Raw genomic sequence first — 21,714 nt, 5'->3', positions numbered from 1 at the left:
TTGTTTATTGCCTGGATAGGCGACCAAATACTTTTTTCTTGTATACAAGAATATATTCAACGTATGCATTGTCAAGCATTAAATATTCACTATACTTTGGCAATGAAACCTGACAACAAGCGCAGCATTGCCGACCCAGCAGTGGGCACCACCAGGAACCGCTCGGCCGAGTTGCGCGAAGCAATCGAGGAAATGATTGCGGTCGGCCAACTGGCGCCGGGCGACCATCTGGATGAGACACTTCTCGCAACGCGTTTTGACGTGTCGCGCACACCGATTCGCGAAGCCTTGATCCAGCTCGCCTCGATGGGTCTGATCAAGATGCGCCCGCGGCGCGGCGCAGTGGTCGCCGAAATCGGACCGCAACAGCTGGTGGAGATGTTTGAAGTGATGGCCGAATTCGAAGCGATGTGCGGGCGACTGGCGGCGCGCCGGATGACGCCGGCCGAGCACAAGCATCTGCTGGCGACCCATCATGCGTGCGAGAAGGCGCGCGACGCCAAGGACCCGGACGCGTATTTCTACAAGAACGAAGCGTTCCATGACGCGCTCTACAACGGTAGCCACAACGCGTTTCTGATCGAACAGGCGCGCGCCCTGCATCGCCGCCTGCGGCCGTACCGGCGCCTGCAACTGCGCGTGCGTGACCGTATCACGACCTCATATCAGGAGCACGATGCGGTGGTCCGCGCCATTCTGGCTGGCGACGGCGAAACCACGGCGGCGCTGCTGCGCGGACACATCATGATTCAGGGCCAGCGCTTCGCCGACTTGATCGCGTCGTTGCCGCAATTGATGCACGACGGCGCGCAGTGAGCCTGATCGCGACGGGCCTGAGCCTGTTTGCCGTCGCCACCGTGGCCGGCGCCATCAATTCGGTTGCCGGTGGTGGTTCGTTCCTGAGCTTCCCGACCCTGATGCTGGCCGGCCTGCCCGGCATCTCCGCCAACGCCACCAACAACACCGCGATGTGGATCGGCACGGTCGCCAGCGCGCATGGCTATCGCGAGGAGGTCAAACAGACCGGCGCGGTGGCGTGGCGCATGATCTTCTCCAGCGCTGCCGGCAGCATCGTCGGCGCCCTGCTGGTCTTGCTTACGCCCGAGACCGCCTTCGTCAAGGCGGTGCCGTTCCTGCTGCTGGCGGCCACGCTGTTGTTCATCCTCGGCCCCTTGCTGACGCGCCGGCATGGGCCGCAACCGGATATCGTCGAGCTGCCGCGCTGGGCCTTGCCGGCGCAATTCCTGCTCGGCATTTACGGCGGCTATTTCGGCGCCGGCGTGGGGATTGCGACACTGGCGCTGCTGGCGCAGATGGGCTTCACCAAAATCCACCAGATGAACGGCCTGAAGACCTTGCTGACGGCCTGCATGAATGGCGTCGCGGTGGTGCCGTTCGCGCTGGCCGGTGCGATTGTCTGGCACTGGGCGCTGGTGATGTGCGCGGGTGCAATGATCGGCGGCTACGTCGGCGCACGACTGGCGCGCAAGGCCTCGCCGGCACTGGTACGACGCATGGTGATCGTGATTGCGGTCAGTATGACCACCTACTTTTTCTGGAAGACTTACGGCTGAACAGGGATCGATCGATGCCGACCAGGCCATTTTCGCCACCGCGCGCGCCAGCCGCGCAGATCATGCGCACTGCGTTATTGACCGCGCTGGCGCTGCTCGCCTTCGCAGGCAATTCGCTGTTGTGCCGGCTTGCGCTGGCGGGGGCGCACACCGACCCGGCCAGTTTCACCGCCATCCGGCTGGTCGCTGGCGCGATGGTGCTGGCGCTGCTGGTGCGGCGACGCGGCAAGCGCTTGCTGGGCGGCGGAAGCTGGCTGGCGGCCACCGCATTATTCGTCTACGCGGCGGGATTTTCGTTTGCCTACGTTGGCCTGTCGACCGCAACGGGCGCGCTGCTGCTGTTTGGCGCGGTGCAGATTTCCATGACCGGCGCCGGCTTGTGGCACGGTGACCGATTGGCGCGCTGGCAGGTAGCCGGATTATTGGGCGCGCTCGTCGGCTTGTTGCTGTTACTGTTGCCTGGTCTGTCGTCACCGGCGCCGCTGAACGCGGCATTGATGATTGCAGCTGGTGTCGCATGGAGTGTGTATTCGTTGCGCGGGCGTGGCGCGGGTGATCCGACTGCGGCCACGGCAGGCAATTTTCTGCGGGCGGCACCCATGGGGTTGCTGTTGCTGGCGCTGGCGCCGCCCAGCCGCTTCGATCGCACCGGGGTGGCCTGTGCGCTGCTGTCCGGCGCGCTCACCTCCGGTCTGGGCTACGTGATCTGGTACAAGGCATTGCGCGGCTTGCGGCCCGTCACCGCCGCCACCGTTCAGCTCAGTGTTCCGGTGCTGGCCACGATCGGCGGCATGGTGTTTCTGGCCGAACCGTTCACGACAAGAATCCTGCTGTCGTCGGCCGCCATCCTGGGTGGCATGGCATTGGTGATTCTGGCCCGGCCGTCGCCACCTTCCTGACGACCGGCATGGCTCACGAAAGATCGATCGCCGGCTCGTCAAGGCGGGATTGCGCCAGCAGCCAGGCGGTGGTGGTCGCGGCATCGGCCGGGCGTGCAAACAGGTAGCCCTGCAACTGCGGGCAACCCATCCCGATCAGGAGCGCCGCCTGCCCCTCGGTTTCGACGCCCTCCGCAATGACGTTCAACTGCAGGCTGGCGGCAATTGCCAGGATCGCCTTGATCAGTTCGCGATCATTGACGTCGCTTTCCATATCCCGGACGAACGACTGGTCGATCTTCAGGGTATCGACCGGAAACCGTTTCAGATAGCTCAGACTGGAATACCCGGTGCCAAAGTCATCGATGGCGATTTCGATGCCGAGCAGTTTGATGCGATGCATGACTTGCAGCATGGCCGCTGCATTGGTCATCAGCGTCGACTCGGTGATTTCGAATTTCAGCCGACTGCCCGGAACGCCGCTCTCGCGCAAAATCGCACTGACCATGTCGACAAAGTCGGCCTCCCGCAACTGCACGGTCGAGACATTCACCGCCATCTGCATGTGCCGCAGTCCGGTGCCGGACCATGCAGCAAGCTGGTGGCAGGCCTGCTCCAGGATCACTTTGCCGAGCGGGACGATCAAGCCGCTCTCCTCGGCCACGGGAATGAACAGGGCCGGACTTTCGGGTTGTGTGCCATTGCGGTCCCAGCGCGCCAGCGCTTCGACACCGATCACGCGGTGACTGCGCGCCTCCAGCACGGGCTGGTAATGCACGTAGAAATGCTGTTCGTTGATGCCGCGCCGGATATCGGATTCGAGCTGCAAACGCGCAGCGGCGGCGTCGTCGACCGCCTTGGAAAAGAAGTGATAGCGGTTGCGTCCTTCGCGCTTGGACCGATACATCGCGGTATCGGCGCGCTTCATCAACGTGTTCGGGTCATCGCCATCGTCCGGAAACATCGCAATGCCGACGCTGACGGTCAGATTCAGCTCGACGCCGTTCAGGAACAAGGGCAAGGCGGCCTCGTCGATGACGTGCTGGGCGATGTCATCCACGGCGTGGCCGTCGCCGAGCCCCATGAGCAGCATGACGAACTCATCGCCCCCCAAACGACTGACGGTGTCGCCGGCACGCAGGGTCCGGTTCAGGCGCTGCGCGACGGTTTTCAAGACTTCATCGCCCATCGCATGGCCAAGCGAATCATTGATGTGCTTGAAATGATCGAGATCCATGAACACCACCGCAAACCGCTCGCGGCGATGCGCGCCATGCTGGCAGGCCTGGCGTAACCGGTCATGAAACAGGATCCGGTTGGGCAAACCGGTCAAGCCGTCGTGGTGGGCCGCGTACGACATTTCATCGGCGTGGCGGCGCGACTCGGTGACATCCTGGAACACCATCACCGCACCGAGCAGCACGCCATCGGTATCGTGGATCGGCGCGATCGAGTCGCGCACACCGAACTCCTTGCCGTTGCGACTGCGCAGCGAGGCGCTCTCCGGCAATCCGACCCGGTCCTGCGTGCGCAGGCATTGTTCGATGGGGCTAGGCAGCCGGGCGCCGTTGTCTTGGTCGAACAGGTACACCACGTCGGAAAACAGCAGTCCGCGCGCTTCCTCCAGGGTCCAGCCGACGATCTCCTCGGCAACCGGATTGAGATAGGTGATGCGGCCGTCCGCGTCGGTCGACAGCACGCCATCGCCAATCGAATGCAGCGTGACCCGGATCTGTTCCTGCTCGGCGGAGCGCTCGCCGGCCAGGCGCTTGCGCTCGGTGACATCGGTCAGCACCGACATCGTGCGCACCCGATTGCCGCGGCTATCGTGCGCCCAGATGGCCGACACCAGCACATCGATCAGTTCGCCGGTTTTACTCACCAACTGGTAGGCCACATCCACCGTGCGTCCGCCGCTCATCAAGTTCGGCAACACTACCTCACGCGCAAAACGGGCTGAATCCGGCGTCATGAATTCGACCGACTGCCGTCCCAACACCTCCTCGCGCCGATAGCCGAGCCGATCCAGCCAGCTCTGGCTGACACTGACCAGCCTGCCCTGCGTGTCGAGCGAGTGCATCATCGCCGGCGTTTGTTCATACAGCGCGCGGAAATGGGCTTCGCGTTCGCCGGCCTCACGACTGGTGACCAGCACCTTTTCAAATGCGACCGCCAGCAGCATTGGCGGCGCCAGCGTCAGCAACAGCGGCAAATAGACCAGCAGCATCCCGAGTGCGCCAACGCCGTGCTGCGGCTGCAATGCGCCGCTCGCCAGCAAGGTGCCGCTGATCGCCGAACAGGTCAGCACCGCGACGGCAGTAGCGCCGAACGATCCAACCACCGCAACCAGAATCAGGGCGATGAGAATGTAGACATACGGATAGCCGAGACCCGACGGCGTGGCCAGACAGACCAGCACCACCGCCGCCATCGCGACCGCCACGATCGGCTTGAGCGCGCCGCCGAGCAAATCGCGCCAGCCGCACGTGCGCAGGCAAAAAATCAGCGGCAGGACGGCGACGCTGCCGAGCGCGCTGGCGGCGTACCACGCCGGCCAGACCTGCCCGAACGGCCTGAGATGCTGCAATGACAGCACCGCCGCGCCGGCCAGTGCGCCCGCCAGAGCCGGCACGAGACCGCCCAGCGCCAGGCCACGCAGCAACATGCCGACCTGCGTCAGGCAGCGCCCGAGGTCAACGTAACGCCGCATCAGGTACGCCGACAAACCGATTTCAAGCAGGTTGCCGGGTATGAACAGCGCGGTCGTCAGCATCGACTGCGGCGAGCCGACATTGACTGCGGCGTTGCCTGCCGCGACCGCCAGCAACAGCACCGGCCATTGCCGCACCGGCGACGACAGCAGCATCGCGGCGGCGACGGCATTGGCATACCAGAGCGCGACCGGACCGCCATCGTGAGCGCAGACAAACAGCGTTGCTGACGCCACCAGCCAATACAACATGGCTGTCAACAGCGCCCAACGCAACAGCGATCCGGTTTGGATAGCGGGGGCGACGGGCTGGATCTGATCAGAAAGAGTCATGGCCGATGGAATACCGGCGAGAGCACGTCCACCTGGTGCGGAAGATTAATCATTCGCTCCATTCATCGGAACAACTGCATTGGGCTGCGGAGACACGACAAATTGGCCAGCCAGCCGCGCAAGATTAGCCTGACGGCGGGTGCGCTCCCGCCTACTGTGCCATGAATGGAATGACGCCACAACACCTGTGCGGCCCAAGTGGGCGGATGCCACTTAAAGTACCCCGGGATTCGCTCCACTTCGTTACCACCGGCAGATCGCTATCATCCAATCGCCAGCCTGTTTCGTCGCGCCCGCGGTGCCTTGCGGAGACCGACGACACGCCGGACTCCGGCCAGGCCAGGCCAGCGTGTCACACTATGGGGCGCTTCGACACCCTGTCCCCCGGGCTGACCTGCACTTCCGACGGCGACAACGCCTTTGCCGTCCCATCGAAAGCAACCCATGGAACACAACATCCCGCTCATCACCACCATCGCTGCGGCATTCGGCACGGCCCTCATCTTTGGTTTTCTGGCCGAGCGGATCAAGGTTCCTGCGCTGGTCGGCTATCTGGCCGCCGGCATCCTGATCGGCCCGGCTACCCCGGGCTTCGTGGCCGACGCGCAGATTGCCTCGCAGCTTTCTGAAATCGGCGTGATGCTGTTGATGTTCGGGGTCGGACTGCATTTTTCGCTCAGTGATCTGCTCGCGGTCAAGCGCATTGCGATTCCCGGCGCGGTGGTGCAGATGGTCATTGCCACGCTGCTTGGGATGTTCATTGCCTGGTGCTGGGACTGGCCGCTCGGGACCGCCTTCGTGTTTGGCCTGTCGCTGTCGTGCGCCAGTACCGTGGTGCTGCTCAAGGCGCTGGAGGCGCGTGGCGTGCTCGATTCCATGAACGGCCGCATTGCCGTCGGCTGGCTGGTGGTCGAGGACCTCGCGACCGTCATGGTGCTGGTGCTGCTGCCGTCGCTGGCTGGCATCCTCGGCGGCGCGACCAGCCACCTTGCCGACACCAAGCCATTGTGGGCCAGCATCGGCCAGACCCTGCTGCAGGTCACCGCCTTCATCGTCCTGATGCTGGTGGTCGGACGACGCGCGCTGCCATGGTTGTTGTGGCAAGTCGCCCGCACCGGTTCGCGTGAATTGTTCACGCTGGCCGTGGTCGCCAGCGCGATCGGCATTGCCTATGGCGCCTCGGCCATCTTTGCGGTGTCGTTCGCGCTCGGCGCCTTCTTTGCCGGCACCGTGATGAGTGAATCCGAATTCAGCCACCGTGCCGCGCAGGACTCGCTGCCGTTGCGCGACGCGTTCTCGGTGCTGTTCTTCGTCTCGGTCGGCATGCTGTTCGACCCGACCATCCTGTTGCAGCAACCGCTACGGTTGCTTGGCGTGGTGGCGATCATCATCGTCGGCAAATCGCTGGCGGCGCTGGCGCTGGTGATCGCGCTGCGCTACCCGCTCAATACCGCCCTGACGGTGGCCGCCAGCCTGGCGCAGATCGGCGAGTTTTCCTTCATCCTGGCCGGCCTTGGCGTATCGCTTGGCCTGCTGCCGGCCCAGGGCATGAGCATGATTCTGGCCGGTGCGCTGATTTCAATCGCCCTGAATCCGCTGCTGTTTGCCGGCATCGCGCCCTTGCAGCGCTGGCTGCTGGCGCGCTCGGCACTGGCACGCAGCCTGGCGCAGCGGCAGGACGCGACTGCGGAACTGCCAACCGATACCGCCAGCGAGTATCTGACCGGACAGGTGGTGCTGGTCGGCTATGGCCGGGTCGGTCGTCGCATCGCCGAGCAACTCGATGCGCATGGCATTCCCTACGTCGTCGCCGAGCAGAACCGCGAGGTGGTCGAGGCACTGCGCAAGAAGGGATTGCAGGCCGTCTCCGGCGACGCGGCCAGACCGGAAGTGCTGATCCAGGCCCACATCGCCACGGCGGCAATGCTGGTGATTGCAACGCCTGACCAGCTCCATGTGCGTCACATGGCGGCAACTGCGCGAACGCTCAACCCCGATATCGAGGTGGTGGTGCGTACCCATGGCGAAGAGGAGTCGCAGCATCTGCGCAAGGAGGGTACCGGCACGGTATTTTTTAGCGAGGAAGAACTGGCCAAAGGAATGACCAGCCACATCCTGCAACGTTTCGCGCCGCAGGACACGGCAAACGCACCAGCCCACGGATGAGCCAGCGCGCCACCCCGCTCTAGGTACCCTGCTCGACAAACTGCGCCGGGCGCCAGATCAGCAAGCGGTTCTCGATGGCCGTCAGCAGATACTCGGCCGCCAGCGCCACCACCGCCAGCACGATCATCGCCGCGAACACCCCGGCTGCATTGAAGGTGCCCTGGGCAGTGGCAATGAGCAAACCGATGCCATGCCGGGCGCCTAGGAATTCACCGACCACCGCGCCCACCAGCGCAAAGCCGAAGCTGACATGCAGGCTGGCCAGAATCCACGTCAGCGCCGATGGGAACACCACCGAAAAGGTCACTTGCCGCTTGCTGGCGCCCAGGATATAGGCGTTGGCAATCAGGTTGCGGTCGGCTTCGCGCACGCCCTGGAAGGCATTGCCGAAGACGACGAAGAACACCATCACGACCGCCAGCGCAATCTTCGATCCCATCCCGAGGCCGAACATGATGATGAAGATCGAGCCCAGCACGACGCGCGGAATCGCATTGGCGACCTTGATGTAGATGCTGAACACATCGGCGGCGAGCTTGTTGCGGCCCAGCGCGATGCCGCAAAAAATCCCCAGCGCGCTACCGATCAGGAAACCGAGCACGGTCTCTTCCATCGTGACCAGCAGCTCTTTCCAGAGCGGTCCCTGCGCGGTGCCCTCGGTCAGCCAGGTTTCCAGTTGCGTATAAATGGCCGACGGCTGCGAGAAAAAGAACGGATCGATCAAGCCGTATCTGACCGCGGCCTCCCAGCCGGCCAGCGTGACGACCGCGACCGCGATGCGTAAAAACAGCACCAGCCGGCGATGATTGACCGCGCGCGCGATGGCCTTGCTTTCCTCGATGCCGATTTCCGGCTGCGCCAGTGAGGTGGCGGTGGCAGTGTTCATGAATGGGCTCGCCTTTAAATTTGTACTTCGTCTTTGAGGTCGGACCAGATCTGGCGCGACAGGTCGATGAAGGGCTTGGAATAGCGCGCCTCGGACACGTCGCGCGGACGCGCCAGCGGAATCTCGTAGCTGCTCTTGACGCTGCCCGGTCCCTTAGTCAGCACGATGACCCGATCGGCCAGCGCGATCGCTTCTTCGATGTCGTGCGTGACGAACACCACCGAGGCCTTTTGTTCCGACCACAATCCGAGCAATTCTTCCTGCATCAGGGCGCGCGTTTGCACGTCAAGCGCCGAGAACGGTTCGTCCATCAACAGGATCTTCGGCTCGTTGATGAACGTCTGCGCCAATGCCACGCGCTTGCGCATGCCGCCCGACAGTTGATGCGGATAGTGGTGTTCGAATCCCGCCAGGCCAACCCGGCGCACCCATTCCGCCGCCATCTCCAGCGCCAGCGCGGGCGCCTTGCCGCGAAACTTCGGACCGATCGCGACATTGTCGAGCACGCTTTTCCACGGGAACACCGCATCGGCCTGGAACACAAAGCCGATGTCCGGATGAATCCCGGTCACTGGCTGGCCAAACACTTCCACACTGCCGGTCGATGGCGGACTGAGTCCGGTAATCATGCCCAGCGTGGTCGACTTGCCGCAGCCGGTCGGGCCGACGATGGCGCAAAAATCGCCGGTGTTGACCGTCAGGCTGAAGTCGCGCAAGGCTTGCGTGACCTTGCCCGCCGGACTGATGAATTTACGGCTGACGTTGGTCAGCTGGATGGCGACATTGGACATGGTCAGCGCGCCGCTTTCACGAACTCGGTGGTGTAGGTGGCGGCCAGATTCAGCGTCTTGCCCTGCACTGCCTTGTCAAAGCCGTTCAGCACCTTCAGCACGGTGGCCGGGCCCTGCTCCGGCATCACGCCGTCGGCCGTGAACATCGCCTTGCTGGCGTCGAGCGCGTCGATGTAAAGCTGCTTGTTGGAGGCAAAATAATCGGCTGGCATCTTCTCGGCGATTTCCTTGGCGCTGTGGGTGTTGATGTATTTCAGGGTCTTGACGAACGCGGTGACGATTTTCTGGACCTGATCCTTGTGGGTGGCAACCCAGGCGTTGGGCATATACAGGCATGCCGCCGGATACGGGCCGCCCAGCGCCGCCTCGGTTGGCTTCAGGGTGCGCAGATCGACCAGGATGGTGGCCGCGCCGGTTGTCACCAGACGCGATATGGTCGGCTCGGTAGTCATGCCCGCATCGATTTTTCCCTGCGACATGGCGGCGATGAAGGTCGATCCGGCGCCGACCGGCAAGGTGGTGAATTCGCTGTTCTTGACTCCAGCTTTGGCCGCCAGGAACTGGGTCAGAAAATTGGTCGACGAGCCGAGGCCGGTCACGCCCATGGTCTTGCCCTTGAAATCGGCAGCCGACTTGATACTGCCGGCTGCCGCCTTCGATACCAGGATCACTTCGCCGGGCGCGTCGCTGAACTGCACCACCGACTGCACCATCTTGCCGCGCGCCTGCAGGTCAATGGTGTGATCGTAAAAGCCGATCACCCCTTGCGCCGCGCCGGACAGCATTTCGGTCTCGGCGTTGACGCCGGCCGGTTCGCTCAAGAGTTCGATGTCGAGTCCGGTTTCCTTCAGATAGCCCAGTTGCTCGGCCAGCTTCGCCGGCAAGTAAATCTGCTTCTCGATGCCGCCGACCATGATGGTGATTTTTTCTGCAGCGCTGGCATGCAGGCTGGTCGCCAGCAGCATTGCGGCGGCCAGTGCCTTGAGGGGATATGTCATGTTCCGTCTCCGTTGAATCGTTATTTTGAATTGGCCTGCAGTCATTGTCCGCCAGGCTGGCGGGCAATGACGAGTCCTTGCTGACAGTTTAGAACTTGAAACGCATCCCGGCAGCCAGCTCATGCTGCGACGTGAAGCCGTTGGCCTGCGATGCCAGGTAGGTGCCATCGGTGTTGAGCTGGTCCAGCGCCAGATACAGCTCGGTGCGTTTGTCGAGATGGTAGAAGGCGGAACCGTACCATGTCCGGCGTTTGCCGGTCGCCGTTTTGGTCGCACTGGCGGTGTTGGCGTAGGCATTGAGCACATAGCCGCTGCCGTTGACTGCCGCATTGTTGGCATTCATCGTTTGCCAGCCCAACTCATAGTCAAATTTCCCGGCAGGAGTGAATTTGGCGGAGACGGTGTAGGCCTTGTCGCTGCGATTGCCGATGGCCGTCGGCTGATCCGCCTTGTAGCTGATATAGCCGGCATTTACGCGCACCAGGCCCAGTTGGTAATTGCCGCCGAGCGAGTACGACGTATGGGTGAAATGATTCACATTGGCGGTGTTGTAAAAGCCGGAGACATTCGCCACGCCGCCGTTGTACGCCAGTCCGACCGATTTGGTGGAGCCGCTGGCAAAGTCGCCCGGCACGCCGCCGAACTGGAAGCCGACGCCGGCGACGATCTTGCCGAATTCCTTTTTCCAGACCACGCCCTTGTCGTAACGGGTACCCGTCGCGCTGCCCGAATAGAAAATCAGTTGCTTGAAATTGTTGTTGTTGCTGTAGCCGCCCTCATCCAACGTCACTGCCGCCGTGCCATACGGATCGCCGTAGGTCTTCGAGAATTCGCGCGCCAGTGTATTTTGGCGACCCAGCGTCAGCTTGCCGAGCGAATCACTTTGCATCCCGAGCCAGGCATCGCGGTTGAACAGCACCCCGGGCGTGTCCATCGAGCCGGTCGGCAATTCATACTCGCTTTCGAGTTTGAAGATGGCTTTCAATCCGTCGGTGTCGGCCAGCGCATGCTCGCCTTCGATGCCCCAGCGATTGCCGCTGAACCACGCGACCGACATGTCGGTGAGACGCTTTCCGGTCTTGTCGGCATTGTTCTTGTTGCTCACGCTCAGATCGATCAGGCCATACAGCCGCACACTGTCGCCGCCCCCTTTGTAGACCAGGCCCTCGCCCGGTGGCTGCGTCAGGCTTGACGATGGACGAGCATTCTCTGCCGTTTGCACTTTTGCTGCAGCCGTCGCCTGCTGGATCTGCGCCAGCGCATCCATCGCCTGTTGCGCCGCGACTTGTGCATCGGCAGCGGCTTTCTGGGCTTGCGCCAGGGCTTGTTGCAAATCCTGCAGCGTGGTGCCCTGGGCGTGTGCGGTTCCGGCGAATGCGCCCACGACGGCGATCGCCAACAACGTTTTCTTCATTTTTTGTCTCCTGATTTTTGTAGGTGCATGCCTCGCCCGCTTCTTTGATCGGACCAGCATGCGAGAGCAAATGTAGGCTGGCGAAGCCTTCTGCTTGCCTTCAAAAGATGCGGCGAATAAAAAATGCCACAGCGCGCCAACAGTCGTGGTCAGCCCAACCAGAATGGCCCACCGCTGCGCAGCAAAATGATTTAGTCTCACCCCCATGAAACTGCTCCTGGTGGAAGACAATGCCGACCTGTCATCGTGGCTCACGCGCCTGCTGAACCAGTCCGGCTATGCGGTGGAACAAGCTTTTAGCGGCGAGCAGGCAGCGCATTTTTTATTGACGCAATCGTATGACGCCATCCTGCTCGACCTGACGCTGCCGGGCACGCCCGGGCAGGCGGTGTTGCGCGATCTGCGCAAGAAGAACAATCCGGTGCCGGTGCTGATCATCAGCGCGCAGGACACGCTGCAGGACAAGATCGCACATCTCAATCTGGGCGCTGATGATTACCTCGCCAAACCATTCGACATCCTCGAGCTGGAAGCACGTCTGCGCTCGCTGCTGCGCCGTGCCAGCGGCAAGACCAATCCGGTGATCCGCTGCGGCGAGCTGGAGTACGACAGCAATTCGAAACAATTCAGCAATCGCGGTCAGCCGAGCAACCTGACACCACGCGAGCATGCGGTGCTGGAAGCCCTGATGCGGCGCCCCGGCAAGACCGTCTCGAAGAAGGATCTGGCGGACGGGCTGTTCACGCTCAACGATTCGGTCTCGCCCAAGGCACTCGAAATCTACATTGTTCGGCTGCGCAAGAAGATCGAACACTCCGGCGCGCAAATCATTACCCTGCGCGGACTGGGATACATGCTGACCCATGTTGCCGCTACCGATCCGTAACATCCGCAGCCTCAAGAGCCGGCTGGCCTTGTGGGTGCTGCTGCCGACCGTGCTGATCTCGGCCATCGATCTGGTCAGCACCTGGGTCAGCACCGACCAGATCGCCACGCTGGTGCAGCAGCAGCTGCTCAAGGGTTCGGCCAAAATCATTTCCGAGCAACTGGCAGGGGTCGAAGGCGACTATGAGATCAATGTGCCGCCGGCGGCACTCGAACTGTTTGCCAACGGCCACCGCGATCGGGTGTTCTATTCGGTACGCAGCAAGGAAGGCCGGCTGATCGTCGGCGATGATGGCCTGGCGCGCTATGGCGCGCCGCTGCAGGTCGACCAGGAAGCCTATTTCGTTACCGTGATGCGCGGGCAGCCGGTCCGGGTCATCGCCTATGCCCATGCGCTGCCCAGCACCACCACCAATGACTATGCGATCACCCAGGTGGCGCAAACGCTCAAGGGCCATGATGCATTCCGGCGTGATTTGATGATGCTGACGATCCGTGAACATCTGCTGCTGCTGGTGATTGTCGTGCTGGCGCTGATCGTGGCGTTTCGCTGGACCCTGCGTCCGCTGAACCAGTTCGGCGCGACCCTGCTGGCGCGTCGCCCGGGTTCGCTCGAGACACTCGACGCCAGCAGTGTGCCAATCGAGCTGGCGCCGGTGATCTTTGCCATCAACGATTACGCCGCCCGGCTCGACAAGACCATCAACGCTTACCAGCAATTCGTCGCCAATACCGCACACCATCTGCGCACCTCATTTGCGATCGTGACCTCGCAGATCAATTTCGGTATGCGTCAGGCACAGCTCGACCAGAGTCAGCGGGAAGTCCTGGAGGCAATCCGGAAAACGGTGGTGCAGGCGACCAGAGTGATCAATCAGTTGCTGGTGCTGGCAACGCTGGAACATGGCCAGCAACCATTCGTCGCGCTCAACCTGGCCGAGCTGATCAAGATCGTGCTCGACGAATTTGCGCCGCTGGCGCAGCAACGACATATCGAACTGGGCGTCGACGACATGGATGAGCTGGTGATGGTGTCGGCATCGCGGGCGCTGCTGCGCGAGTTGCTGTCGAACCTGCTGGCCAACGCCATCCTGCATGGTCATGCCGAGGGCAGCGTGACGGTCGGGCTGATGCGCGCCGGCAGCACCGCCGTGCTGCGCATGGTTGACACCGGACCGGGGATTCCCGCCGACCAACGCGACAAGGTCTTCGAGCGCTTTTACCGGCTGGATCGCAGCAAGCCCGAGGGCTCCGGACTCGGGCTGGCCATCGTCCTCGATATCGCCGACCGGCTCCAGGCGAGCGTCAGCCTGCGTACGCCGGATAATGGCATCGGACTGTGCGTCGAGGTGGTTTTTCCGCTTGCTGCAGCAGGCACGCAATACACCTGACTGCGCAGAGACTGATACGATGCGCGACAGCGACTCGCCAGTTCAACCGCGTCCACCCCATCCCAGCTAAAAAAAGGTACCGCAGCAATGGCATTGAACAACGACCTTGATGAACACGATCCGGATGGTGGCGCCAAGCAACAGGCCGCCAAGCGCAGCACGCTGGTCAGCGTCGCCGTCAACATCGGCCTGACCATCACGCAAGTCACCACCGGCATCATCTCCGGCTCGCAGGGCTTGATCGCCGACGGGATTCATTCGCTGTCAGACCTGATCGCCGATTTCGTCGTCCTGTTTGCGAATCATCACAGCCAGAAGGCGCCAGACGAGGATCATCATTACGGCCACCAGCGCTACGAAAATGCCGCCTCGCTGTCGCTTGGCGCACTGCTGCTGATCGTGGGTATCGGCATGCTCTGGGGCGCGTTTCGCAAGATTGAACAGCCGGAGGCCATCGCGCAGGTCAAGATCATTGCGTTGTGGGTGGCAATCGGGTCGTTGCTGGCCAAGGAACTGCTGTTTCGTTACATGCTGTCGGTGGGTGAACGGGTCCGCTCCGGCATGCTGATCGCCAATGCCTGGCATGCGCGTTCGGATGCGGCAGCGTCGCTGGTGGTTGGCGTCGGCATTGTCGGCAATTTGCTCGGCTATACGATGCTGGACCCGCTGGCGGCAATGATCGTTGGCTTCATGGTCACCAAGATGGGTTGGCGCTTCGCCTGGGATGCACTGCATGACCTGATGGACCGCGCGGTCAACGAAGAGACCATCGAAGGCATCCGGAAAACGCTGACGGCAACGCCAGGCGTACTCGGCTGGCATGACCTGAAAACCCGCAAGATGGGCGATCTGGTGCTGGTCGACGTGCATCTCGAAATCGACGCGACCATGACGGTCGAACAGGGTCACGATATCGCCCTGGCTGCACGCGAACGCGTGATGCAGCAACATCCGGTATTGAACCTGATGACGCATGTCGACCCCGTCCACCCAACTGCCCCGAAATGAAACCATGAATGCACTGATCGATTTGCGCAGTGACACCGTCACGCGACCCACCGCTGCCATGCGCGCCACGATGGCCAACGCCGAACTGGGCGACGATGTGTATGGCGACGACCCCAGCGTCAATCGCCTGCAGCAGGTCGCCGCAGACCTGTTCGGCTTCGAGGCCGCATTGTTCGCGCCGTCTGGCACGCAAAGCAATCTGATGGGCCTGCTGGCCCATTGCGCGCGCGGCGATGAATACCTGGTCGGCCAGCAAGCGCATACCTACAAATACGAAGGCGGCGGCGCTGCGGTGCTCGGCAGCATTCAGCCGCAACCATTGCCAAATCAGCCCGACGGCTCGCTCGCGCTGGCCGATATCGAAGCGGCGATCAAGCCCGATGACGTGCATTTTGCGCAGACCCGTCTGCTGGCACTGGAGAACACCATCGGCGGCCAGGTACTGTCGCGCGACTATCTGGATCAGGCCACGGCGCTCGCGCATCGGCATGGCCTGATTGCGCATCTGGATGGCGCGCGCATCTGCAACGCGGCGGTCAAGCAGGGCATCAGCCTGCGTGCCGCAGTGGCCGGTTTTGACTCGGTCTCGGTATGCCTGTCCAAAGGCCTGGGCGCCCCGGTCGGTTCGGTCCTGTGCGGCAGTCGCGAGGTCATCAAACGCGCGCTGCGCTGGCGCAAAATGCTTGGCGGCGGCATGCGTCAGGCCGGCATGCTGGCCGCCGCGGGACTGTATGCGCTGGAGCACCACGTCGAGCGCCTGGCCGACGACCATGACAACGCATCCTTGCTGGCCCGGGGCCTGGCGGACATCGATCAACTGCGCGTGACGCAGCCACAGACCAATATTCTGTACGTCGATCTGGCAGCGGCACATTGTACCCCGCTCAAAGCGCATTTGCAGTCGCTCGGCGTGATCGCCAGTGTCACTCCGCACCTTCGGCTTGTCACTCATCTGGATGTCACGCGCGCGGATGTCGCGACCACGGTGGCCGCGTTCAAATCCTTTTTCAAGTCGGTCTGACAGGCTCCGGCGAACGGACGCGTCAGACAACAAAAAACCCGCTCATCGGAGCGGGTTTTTTTACGGCCTGCGCGCTTATTTCGCGCCGGCCTTGTCGTCGACAACAACCGCTGTCTTGTCCATCGGCCGCAAGATCTTGACCTTGGCCTTTTCCTTCAAGACATTGATATAGGCGAGCATTTCCTGCTGCGCCAGCGCATTGCCGACCTGCTGCTGTTCGGCCTGGCGGCGCGCGGCATCGACCTTCTCTGACTGCGCCACCTTGCTGATGCGATAAATCGCGTAACCCTGGGTGCCCAGGTCGGCGCCCACCGATACCGGCAGCTTGCTGACATCTGCCTTCATCACGTTATCGAAGGCAACCGGATTGAGCGCATCATTCTTGGCGCGCGAGACCGTCTTCGCTGCGGCAAATCCGGTGTCGCTGTCAGCCCCGACCAAAGCGGCCAGTTTCGCTTCGCCAGCCTTCCTGGCCAGCACGGCCGACTCCGAGGCGACAACCCGCTCGCGCACGATCGCTTCGACTTCCGCCAATGGCCGCGTGCTGCTGGCCTTGTAGTCGACAATGCGACCGGCGATGAGCGTGTTCGGTGCGATCTCGACGGCTTCCGTATTGCGCTTGGCCTTGATCGCATCGTCAGCAAACAGCGCTTTCAGAAACTTGGGATTGTTGTAGCGTGCATCCGGCACCGCAGGATTGCCGGTGCGGGTAATGTTGTCGACCGTTTCGATTTTCAGCTTCAGCTTGTCGGCGACTGGCTTGAGGCTGTCGGCCTGCTCGTAAACGGTGTTGGTGAACAGTTCGGCGGCTTCGGCATACTGCTTGGCGGCTTTCTGTTTCTTGATCTCTGCGACCACTTCAGCCTTGACCTGCTCCAGCGGCTTGATCGTGGCCGGCTTGATGGCCGTGACGGTGATGATATGGAACCCGAAATCGGTCTCGACCAGATCGCTGATCTCACCTTGCTTGAGCTTGAATACTGCTGCCTCGAACGGCGGTGTCATCATGCCCTTGCCGAAGAAGTCGAGGTCGCCGCCATTGGCCGCAGTGCCGGTGTCTTCGGAACTGGCCTTGGCAATCCTGGCGAAGTCGGCCGGCGCCTTGCGCACCTGCGCCAGCAACTGCTCTGCCTTGGCCTTGGCCGCAGCCTTGTCGCTGGCCGAGGCGCCCTTTTTCAGGCTGACCAGGATATGGCTGGCGCGGCGCTGTTCTTCGACGCCGAAACGTTTTGTGTTCTGCTCGTAGAAATCGGCGGCTTCCTTGTCGGTCACGCTGATCTGGGCAGACAACGCTTCGCTGTCGAGCACGACATATTCGATTTTTGCTTGTTCCGGCACTGCGAACTGGCGCGTGTTCTTGTCGTAGTAGGCCTTGATCATTTCCGGCGTGGCCTTGACCTGCGCGACGAAATCGGTCGGCTTGAAGAACAGCTCCTGCACGGTGCGTTCCTGGTCGTTGATGTCGGACATGCGTTGCGCCACCGACTTCGGTGCGAACGCGGTATTTTGTACCGCCGAATTGAGCTGCTGCAGCGCCATGTCCTGGCGCAAGCGCTGCTCGTAGCTGGCCGGCGTCATCCCCTGCATGGCCAGCAAGGAACGATAGCGCTCACCGTCGAATTTGCCGTCCGCGCCCATCAGGCCGGGAATGCTCGTGATGCTTTGCTGCAGCACCGCGTCGGACACGCTAAGGTTCTTGTGCCTTGCCTCGGCCGCCAGCGCACGCTGTGCAATCAGGTTGTCGAGAATGCCCTGCCGTGCTTCCGGCGTGTCGAACATCTTTGCGTCGAACTGGGCGCCGAACATCTGCTGGAATCGCTCCATCTGCTCGCGCTGTGCGGCATCGTATTCGGGCTGCGTGATCGGTTGGCCGGCGACCTTCGCAAGGACGTTCTCGCCGTCGCCGAAGCTCTTGTAACTGCCCAGCCCGACAAGGGCGAACGATGGGATGATGATCAGCAAAAGCATGAACTGCATCAGGCGTTGATGGGTACGAACAAATTCAAACATGGTCAGCCAATCCGTAACAAGTTGCGATCAAGGTTGCGATGATTTTAATCGCAGACGATACATGTGAAAAAGGGCGAACTCGCGTTCGCCCTTTCAAATAATTTGGCGGAGTGGACGGGACTCGCCCACATCCTGCGGGCCGCGGAATCCCTTGCAAGGGATTCCCTTCGAGTCCCGCCGTGAGGCCTTTCGGCCTCACTGATCCGTACTAAATTCTGGCGGAGTGGACGGGACTCGAACCCGCGACCCCCGGCGTGACAGGCCGGTATTCTAACCAGCTGAACTACCACTCCTGATTACTACGCTTGCCTGCTGCGCTTGATACTGCATTGCAGTCGGCTGCTTGGTGGGTGCTGAGGGGCTCGAACCCCCGACCTACGCCTTGTAAGGGCGCCGCTCTACCAACTGAGCTAAGCACCCTGATCGCTTTTTACTTAGCCAGCCAACTGTCAGTTCTGGCGTTTGTCACCACGCCAAACTCGGCTAGTTTAGCGCATCTTTCAGGCCTTTGCCAGGCTTAAATTTTGGCACTTTGGCCGACTTGATCTTGATTGCTTCGCCGGTTCGCGGGTTGCGGCCTGTGCGCGCCGCACGCTTGCCAACAGAAAATGTGCCGAATCCCACCAGCGTGACCGTTCCATTTTTTTTCAGCGTCGTTTTGACCGCACCGATCATCGAATCCAGCGCACGCGTGGCAGCGGCTTTGGAAATGTCTGCCGATGCGGCGATGTGATCGATTAATTCGCTTTTGTTCACTAGGCTCCCCCTGATTGGATTGATGTGTGCGGTATTGTTTGGACGTTATTGGTTGCACCGCGATTGTAGAAAGCAGAAACAATCTGCAACAAGCATTAGACTAGCCGCAAAGCGAGGTGTCAAGCGGTTTGCCGCCGATTTGATGGGGCCGGCACATGCACCGTTTGATGCGCGCACCGCCGATTTCCTGGGTACGAAAACAGCACTGGTTGGTGACAAAATAAAGTTGACCGATTGACGAGGAATGATGCTCGTTAGCGCTGTCATCTGTTAAATCAGGAATAAAAGAATGGCGCCCCTCGGAGCGCCATTTTTTGGTGAGCGGGTTTCGCTCAGTGCGTCACGACCGTCGGATCGGTTGCCGCCGCAATTTTTTGCGCAGCAATCGCACTCAACGCCGCCTCTTCGTCGGTCAACGGCACCGGCATTCTCTCCAGGGCGATTTCAAGCGCTTTATCAATCCACCGGACCGGTACGATTTCGAGCTTGTTTTTGACGTTATCCGGAATTTCCGCCAGGTCCTTGACGTTCTGTTCCGGGATCATCACGGTTTTGATGCCGCCGCGATGTGCCGCCAACAATTTCTCTTTCAAGCCACCGATCGGCAGCACTTCGCCACGCAAGGTGATTTCGCCGGTCATCGCGACATCGGCCCGCACCGGTATGCCGGTGAAGGTAGATACCAACGCGATGGTCATCGCCACGCCAGCGGACGGACCGTCTTTCGGCGTCGCGCCTTCCGGAACGTGAATGTGAATATCGCTCTTCTCGAACGCATCAAGCTTGATGCCGAGATTCTTGGCGCGGCTGCGCACCACCGTGCGGGCCGCCTCGATCGATTCCTTCATCACGTCGCCGAGTGTGCCGGTTCGAATGATATGCCCCTTGCCCGGCATCGTTACCGCCTCGATGGTCAACAGGTCGCCGCCCACTTCGGTCCAGGCCAGCCCAACCACCTGGCCGATCTGGTTTTCCTTTTCGGCGACGCCGAAATCGTAGCGTCGCACACCCAGGAACTTGTCGACATTCTTGCCGGTGACAGCGACCTTCTTCTCCTGCTTTTTGAGCAGCAGCATCTTGACGACCTTGCGGCAGATCTTCGAGATTTCGCGCTCAAGCGCCCGCACGCCGGCTTCGCGCGTGTAGTAGCGAATGATGTCGCGAATCGCCGACTCCGCCACGCTGATCTCGATTTCCTTCAGACCGTTGTTCTTGATCTGCTTGGGCAGCAGGTAGCGTTGCGCGATGCTGGTTTTTTCATCTTCGGTGTAACCCGACAGGCGGATGACTTCCATCCGGTCGAGCAGTGCCGGCGGGATGTTGTACGAATTCGAGGTCGCCACAAACATCACGTCCGACAGATCGAAGTCGACTTCCACATAGTGATCCGAGAACGTATGGTTCTGTTCCGGATCGAGCACTTCCAGCAATGCGGACGACGGATCGCCACGGAAATCCATGCCGAGCTTGTCAATTTCATCGAGCAGGAACAAGGGATTGCGCACGCCGGTTTTGGCCAGGCTTTGCAAAATCTTGCCTGGCATCGAACCGATATACGTACGGCGATGCCCGCGAATTTCCGCCTCGTCACGCACGCCACCGAGTGCCATGCGCACGAACTTGCGATTGGTGGCGCGGGCGATCGATTGGCCCAGCGAGGTCTTGCCGACGCCCGGAGGTCCGACGAAGCACAGGATCGGTGCTTTCAGTTTGTCGACGCGTTGTTGCACGGCGAGGTATTCCAGGATGCGTTCTTTTACCTTGTCGAGACCGTAGTGATCATCTTCCAGCACTTTCTCGGCGTTGGTCAGGTCGTTGTTGACCTTGGATTTTTTCTTCCACGGCAAACCGACCAGCGTGTCGATATAGTTGCGCACGACCGTCGCCTCGGCTGACATCGGCGACATCAACTTGAGTTTCTTCAACTCGTTCTGCGCCTTTGCATAGGCCTCTTTCGGCATCTTCGCGGCAACGATTTTCTTTTCCAGCTCTTCCAGATCGGCGCCCTCTTCGCCTTCGCCCAGCTCTTTCTGGATCGCCTTAACCTGTTCGTTCAAATAATATTCGCGCTGCGATTTTTCCATCTGGCGCTTGACGCGGCCACGGATGCGCTTCTCGACCTGCAGGATGTCGAGCTCGCCTTCAAGTTGGCCAAGCAGATGTTCGTGACGCTTGGCAACGTTGAAGATCTCAAGGATGACCTGCTTTTGCTCAAGCTTCAGCGGCAGGTGCGCGGCAATCGTGTCGGCCAGTCGCCCGGCGTCGTCGATCCCGGCCAGCGAGGTCAGAATTTCAGGAGGAATCTTCTTGTTGAGTTTGACGTATTGATCGAACTGCTGAACGATCGCACGGCGCATTGCCTCGATTTCGGACTCGTCGCCAGCTTCGGATTCGACCGGCGTCAGATCCGCCACGAAATGCGTATCGAGCTCGGTGATGTGATGGATGCGGGCGCGCTGCGCACCCTCGACCAGCACCTTGACGGTGCCGTCCGGCAGCTTCAGCATTTGCAGAATATTGGCGATGCAGCCGATCTCATAAATATCATCGGCGGAGGGCTCATCCTTGGCTGCAGCTTTTTGCGCCGCCAGCATGATGCTCTTGCCCTGCTCCATCGCTGCTTCAAGCGCCTTGATGGATTTTGGACGACCGACAAACAAAGGGATCACCATATGCGGGAAGACCACAACATCGCGCAATGGCAATAACGGTAGCTGAGTGTGCTCAGTAAAAGTAGAAGTCGTCATGGCGAGCCTTATCAAAAACGTGTAATTGATGTTGGCGCGAGAGCCGGAAACACAAGGCTGTTCGGAAACATAAATCCGCAGGCCACACAAAACAAAATAAAAAAGCCACACGCGAAGTCGCCTTCGGGTGGCTTTTTCAACTAAGC

16 protein-coding genes and 2 tRNA genes are annotated in these 21,714 nt (G+C 61.1%); 8 read left to right on the top strand and 10 right to left on the bottom strand.

Annotated elements, in window-relative coordinates:
- Nucleotides 1–102 precede the first annotated feature (102 nt).
- The 3 genes from RCH09_RS06010 to RCH09_RS06000 are packed head-to-tail and all read left to right on the top strand — an operon-like array spanning nucleotide 103 to nucleotide 2,473.
- On the top strand, nucleotides 103–816 hold the full coding sequence (locus RCH09_RS06010; protein ID WP_442785008.1) for a GntR family transcriptional regulator: 714 nt from the start codon (nucleotides 103–105) through the stop codon (nucleotides 814–816).
- A complete protein-coding gene (locus RCH09_RS06005) occupies nucleotides 813–1,574 on the top strand; it encodes a sulfite exporter TauE/SafE family protein (RefSeq protein WP_326940142.1) in 762 nt (253 codons plus the stop codon). Before RCH09_RS06010 ends, RCH09_RS06005 begins: the two co-directional genes overlap by 4 nt.
- A gap of 14 nt (nucleotides 1,575–1,588) precedes the next feature.
- Nucleotides 1,589–2,473 carry a DMT family transporter gene (locus tag RCH09_RS06000; protein ID WP_326940141.1) on the top strand — a complete coding sequence of 295 codons (885 nt, stop codon included), beginning with the start codon at nucleotides 1,589–1,591 and terminating at the stop codon, nucleotides 2,471–2,473.
- Between the two features lie 13 nt (nucleotides 2,474–2,486).
- Here RCH09_RS06000 and RCH09_RS05995 read toward each other — a convergent pair whose 3' ends face one another.
- Nucleotides 2,487–5,495, bottom strand: coding sequence for a bifunctional diguanylate cyclase/phosphodiesterase (locus RCH09_RS05995; protein ID WP_326940140.1), 3,009 nt, complete (start codon nucleotides 5,493–5,495; stop codon nucleotides 2,487–2,489).
- 444 nt (nucleotides 5,496–5,939) lie between these two features.
- Between RCH09_RS05995 and ybaL the strand changes: the two genes are divergently transcribed.
- A complete protein-coding gene (ybaL, locus tag RCH09_RS05990; protein ID WP_326940139.1) occupies nucleotides 5,940–7,661 on the top strand; it encodes a YbaL family putative K(+) efflux transporter in 1,722 nt (573 codons plus the stop codon).
- Between the two features lie 19 nt (nucleotides 7,662–7,680).
- Here the strand turns inward: ybaL and RCH09_RS05985 are convergent, their stop codons facing one another.
- From RCH09_RS05985 to RCH09_RS05970, 4 genes are all read right to left on the bottom strand, one after another.
- Nucleotides 7,681–8,547: an ABC transporter permease gene (locus RCH09_RS05985; protein ID WP_326940138.1), complete on the bottom strand. Its 867-nt coding sequence runs from the start codon at nucleotides 8,545–8,547 to the stop codon at nucleotides 7,681–7,683.
- Between the two features lie 14 nt (nucleotides 8,548–8,561).
- Nucleotides 8,562–9,338, bottom strand: a complete 777-nt coding sequence (locus RCH09_RS05980; protein ID WP_326940137.1) for an ABC transporter ATP-binding protein — start codon at nucleotides 9,336–9,338, stop codon at nucleotides 8,562–8,564.
- Nucleotides 9,339–9,340: 2 nt separating this feature from the next.
- Entirely contained in the window at nucleotides 9,341–10,336 is a 996-nt protein-coding gene (locus tag RCH09_RS05975; RefSeq protein WP_326940136.1) for an ABC transporter substrate-binding protein, read from the bottom strand.
- 88 nt (nucleotides 10,337–10,424) lie between these two features.
- Complete coding sequence (locus RCH09_RS05970; protein ID WP_326940135.1) at nucleotides 10,425–11,750, bottom strand: porin; 1,326 nt, start codon at nucleotides 11,748–11,750, stop codon at nucleotides 10,425–10,427.
- A gap of 205 nt (nucleotides 11,751–11,955) precedes the next feature.
- On the opposite strand from RCH09_RS05970, the gene RCH09_RS05965 reads away from it, so the two are divergent.
- The 4 genes from RCH09_RS05965 (at nucleotide 11,956) to ltaE (ending at nucleotide 16,055) form a co-directional block, all read left to right on the top strand.
- Nucleotides 11,956–12,636: a response regulator gene (locus tag RCH09_RS05965; protein WP_326940134.1), complete on the top strand. Its 681-nt coding sequence runs from the start codon at nucleotides 11,956–11,958 to the stop codon at nucleotides 12,634–12,636.
- Complete coding sequence (locus RCH09_RS05960) at nucleotides 12,614–14,026, top strand: sensor histidine kinase (protein WP_326940133.1); 1,413 nt, start codon at nucleotides 12,614–12,616, stop codon at nucleotides 14,024–14,026. Before RCH09_RS05965 ends, RCH09_RS05960 begins: the two co-directional genes overlap by 23 nt.
- 87 nt (nucleotides 14,027–14,113) lie before the next feature.
- Nucleotides 14,114–15,034, top strand: coding sequence for a cation diffusion facilitator family transporter (locus RCH09_RS05955; protein WP_326940132.1), 921 nt, complete (start codon nucleotides 14,114–14,116; stop codon nucleotides 15,032–15,034).
- Nucleotides 15,035–15,038: 4 nt separating this feature from the next.
- On the top strand, nucleotides 15,039–16,055 hold the full coding sequence (ltaE, locus tag RCH09_RS05950; protein WP_326940131.1) for a low-specificity L-threonine aldolase: 1,017 nt from the start codon (nucleotides 15,039–15,041) through the stop codon (nucleotides 16,053–16,055).
- 75 nt (nucleotides 16,056–16,130) lie between these two features.
- On the opposite strand, the gene RCH09_RS05945 is transcribed toward ltaE, so the two are convergent.
- The 5 genes from RCH09_RS05945 to lon form a co-directional block, all read right to left on the bottom strand.
- On the bottom strand, nucleotides 16,131–18,065 hold the full coding sequence (locus RCH09_RS05945; RefSeq protein WP_326940130.1) for a SurA N-terminal domain-containing protein: 1,935 nt from the start codon (nucleotides 18,063–18,065) through the stop codon (nucleotides 16,131–16,133).
- Nucleotides 18,066–18,281: 216 nt separating this feature from the next.
- Nucleotides 18,282–18,358: transfer RNA gene (locus RCH09_RS05940), tRNA-Asp, on the bottom strand.
- A gap of 51 nt (nucleotides 18,359–18,409) precedes the next feature.
- Nucleotides 18,410–18,485: transfer RNA gene (locus RCH09_RS05935), tRNA-Val, on the bottom strand.
- 63 nt (nucleotides 18,486–18,548) lie between these two features.
- Nucleotides 18,549–18,845, bottom strand: coding sequence for an HU family DNA-binding protein (locus tag RCH09_RS05930; RefSeq protein WP_326940189.1), 297 nt, complete (start codon nucleotides 18,843–18,845; stop codon nucleotides 18,549–18,551).
- 308 nt (nucleotides 18,846–19,153) lie between these two features.
- Nucleotides 19,154–21,568 carry an endopeptidase La gene (gene lon, locus RCH09_RS05925; protein WP_326940129.1) on the bottom strand — a complete coding sequence of 805 codons (2,415 nt, stop codon included), beginning with the start codon at nucleotides 21,566–21,568 and terminating at the stop codon, nucleotides 19,154–19,156.
- Nucleotides 21,569–21,714: the final 146 nt, after the last annotated feature.

Source organism: Actimicrobium sp. GrIS 1.19 (assembly GCF_035984655.1).
GTDB lineage: Bacteria > Pseudomonadota > Gammaproteobacteria > Burkholderiales > Burkholderiaceae_D > Actimicrobium.
The sequence above is the reverse complement of the archived record's forward strand: the minus strand, read 5'-3'. Positions and strand labels throughout refer to the sequence as shown.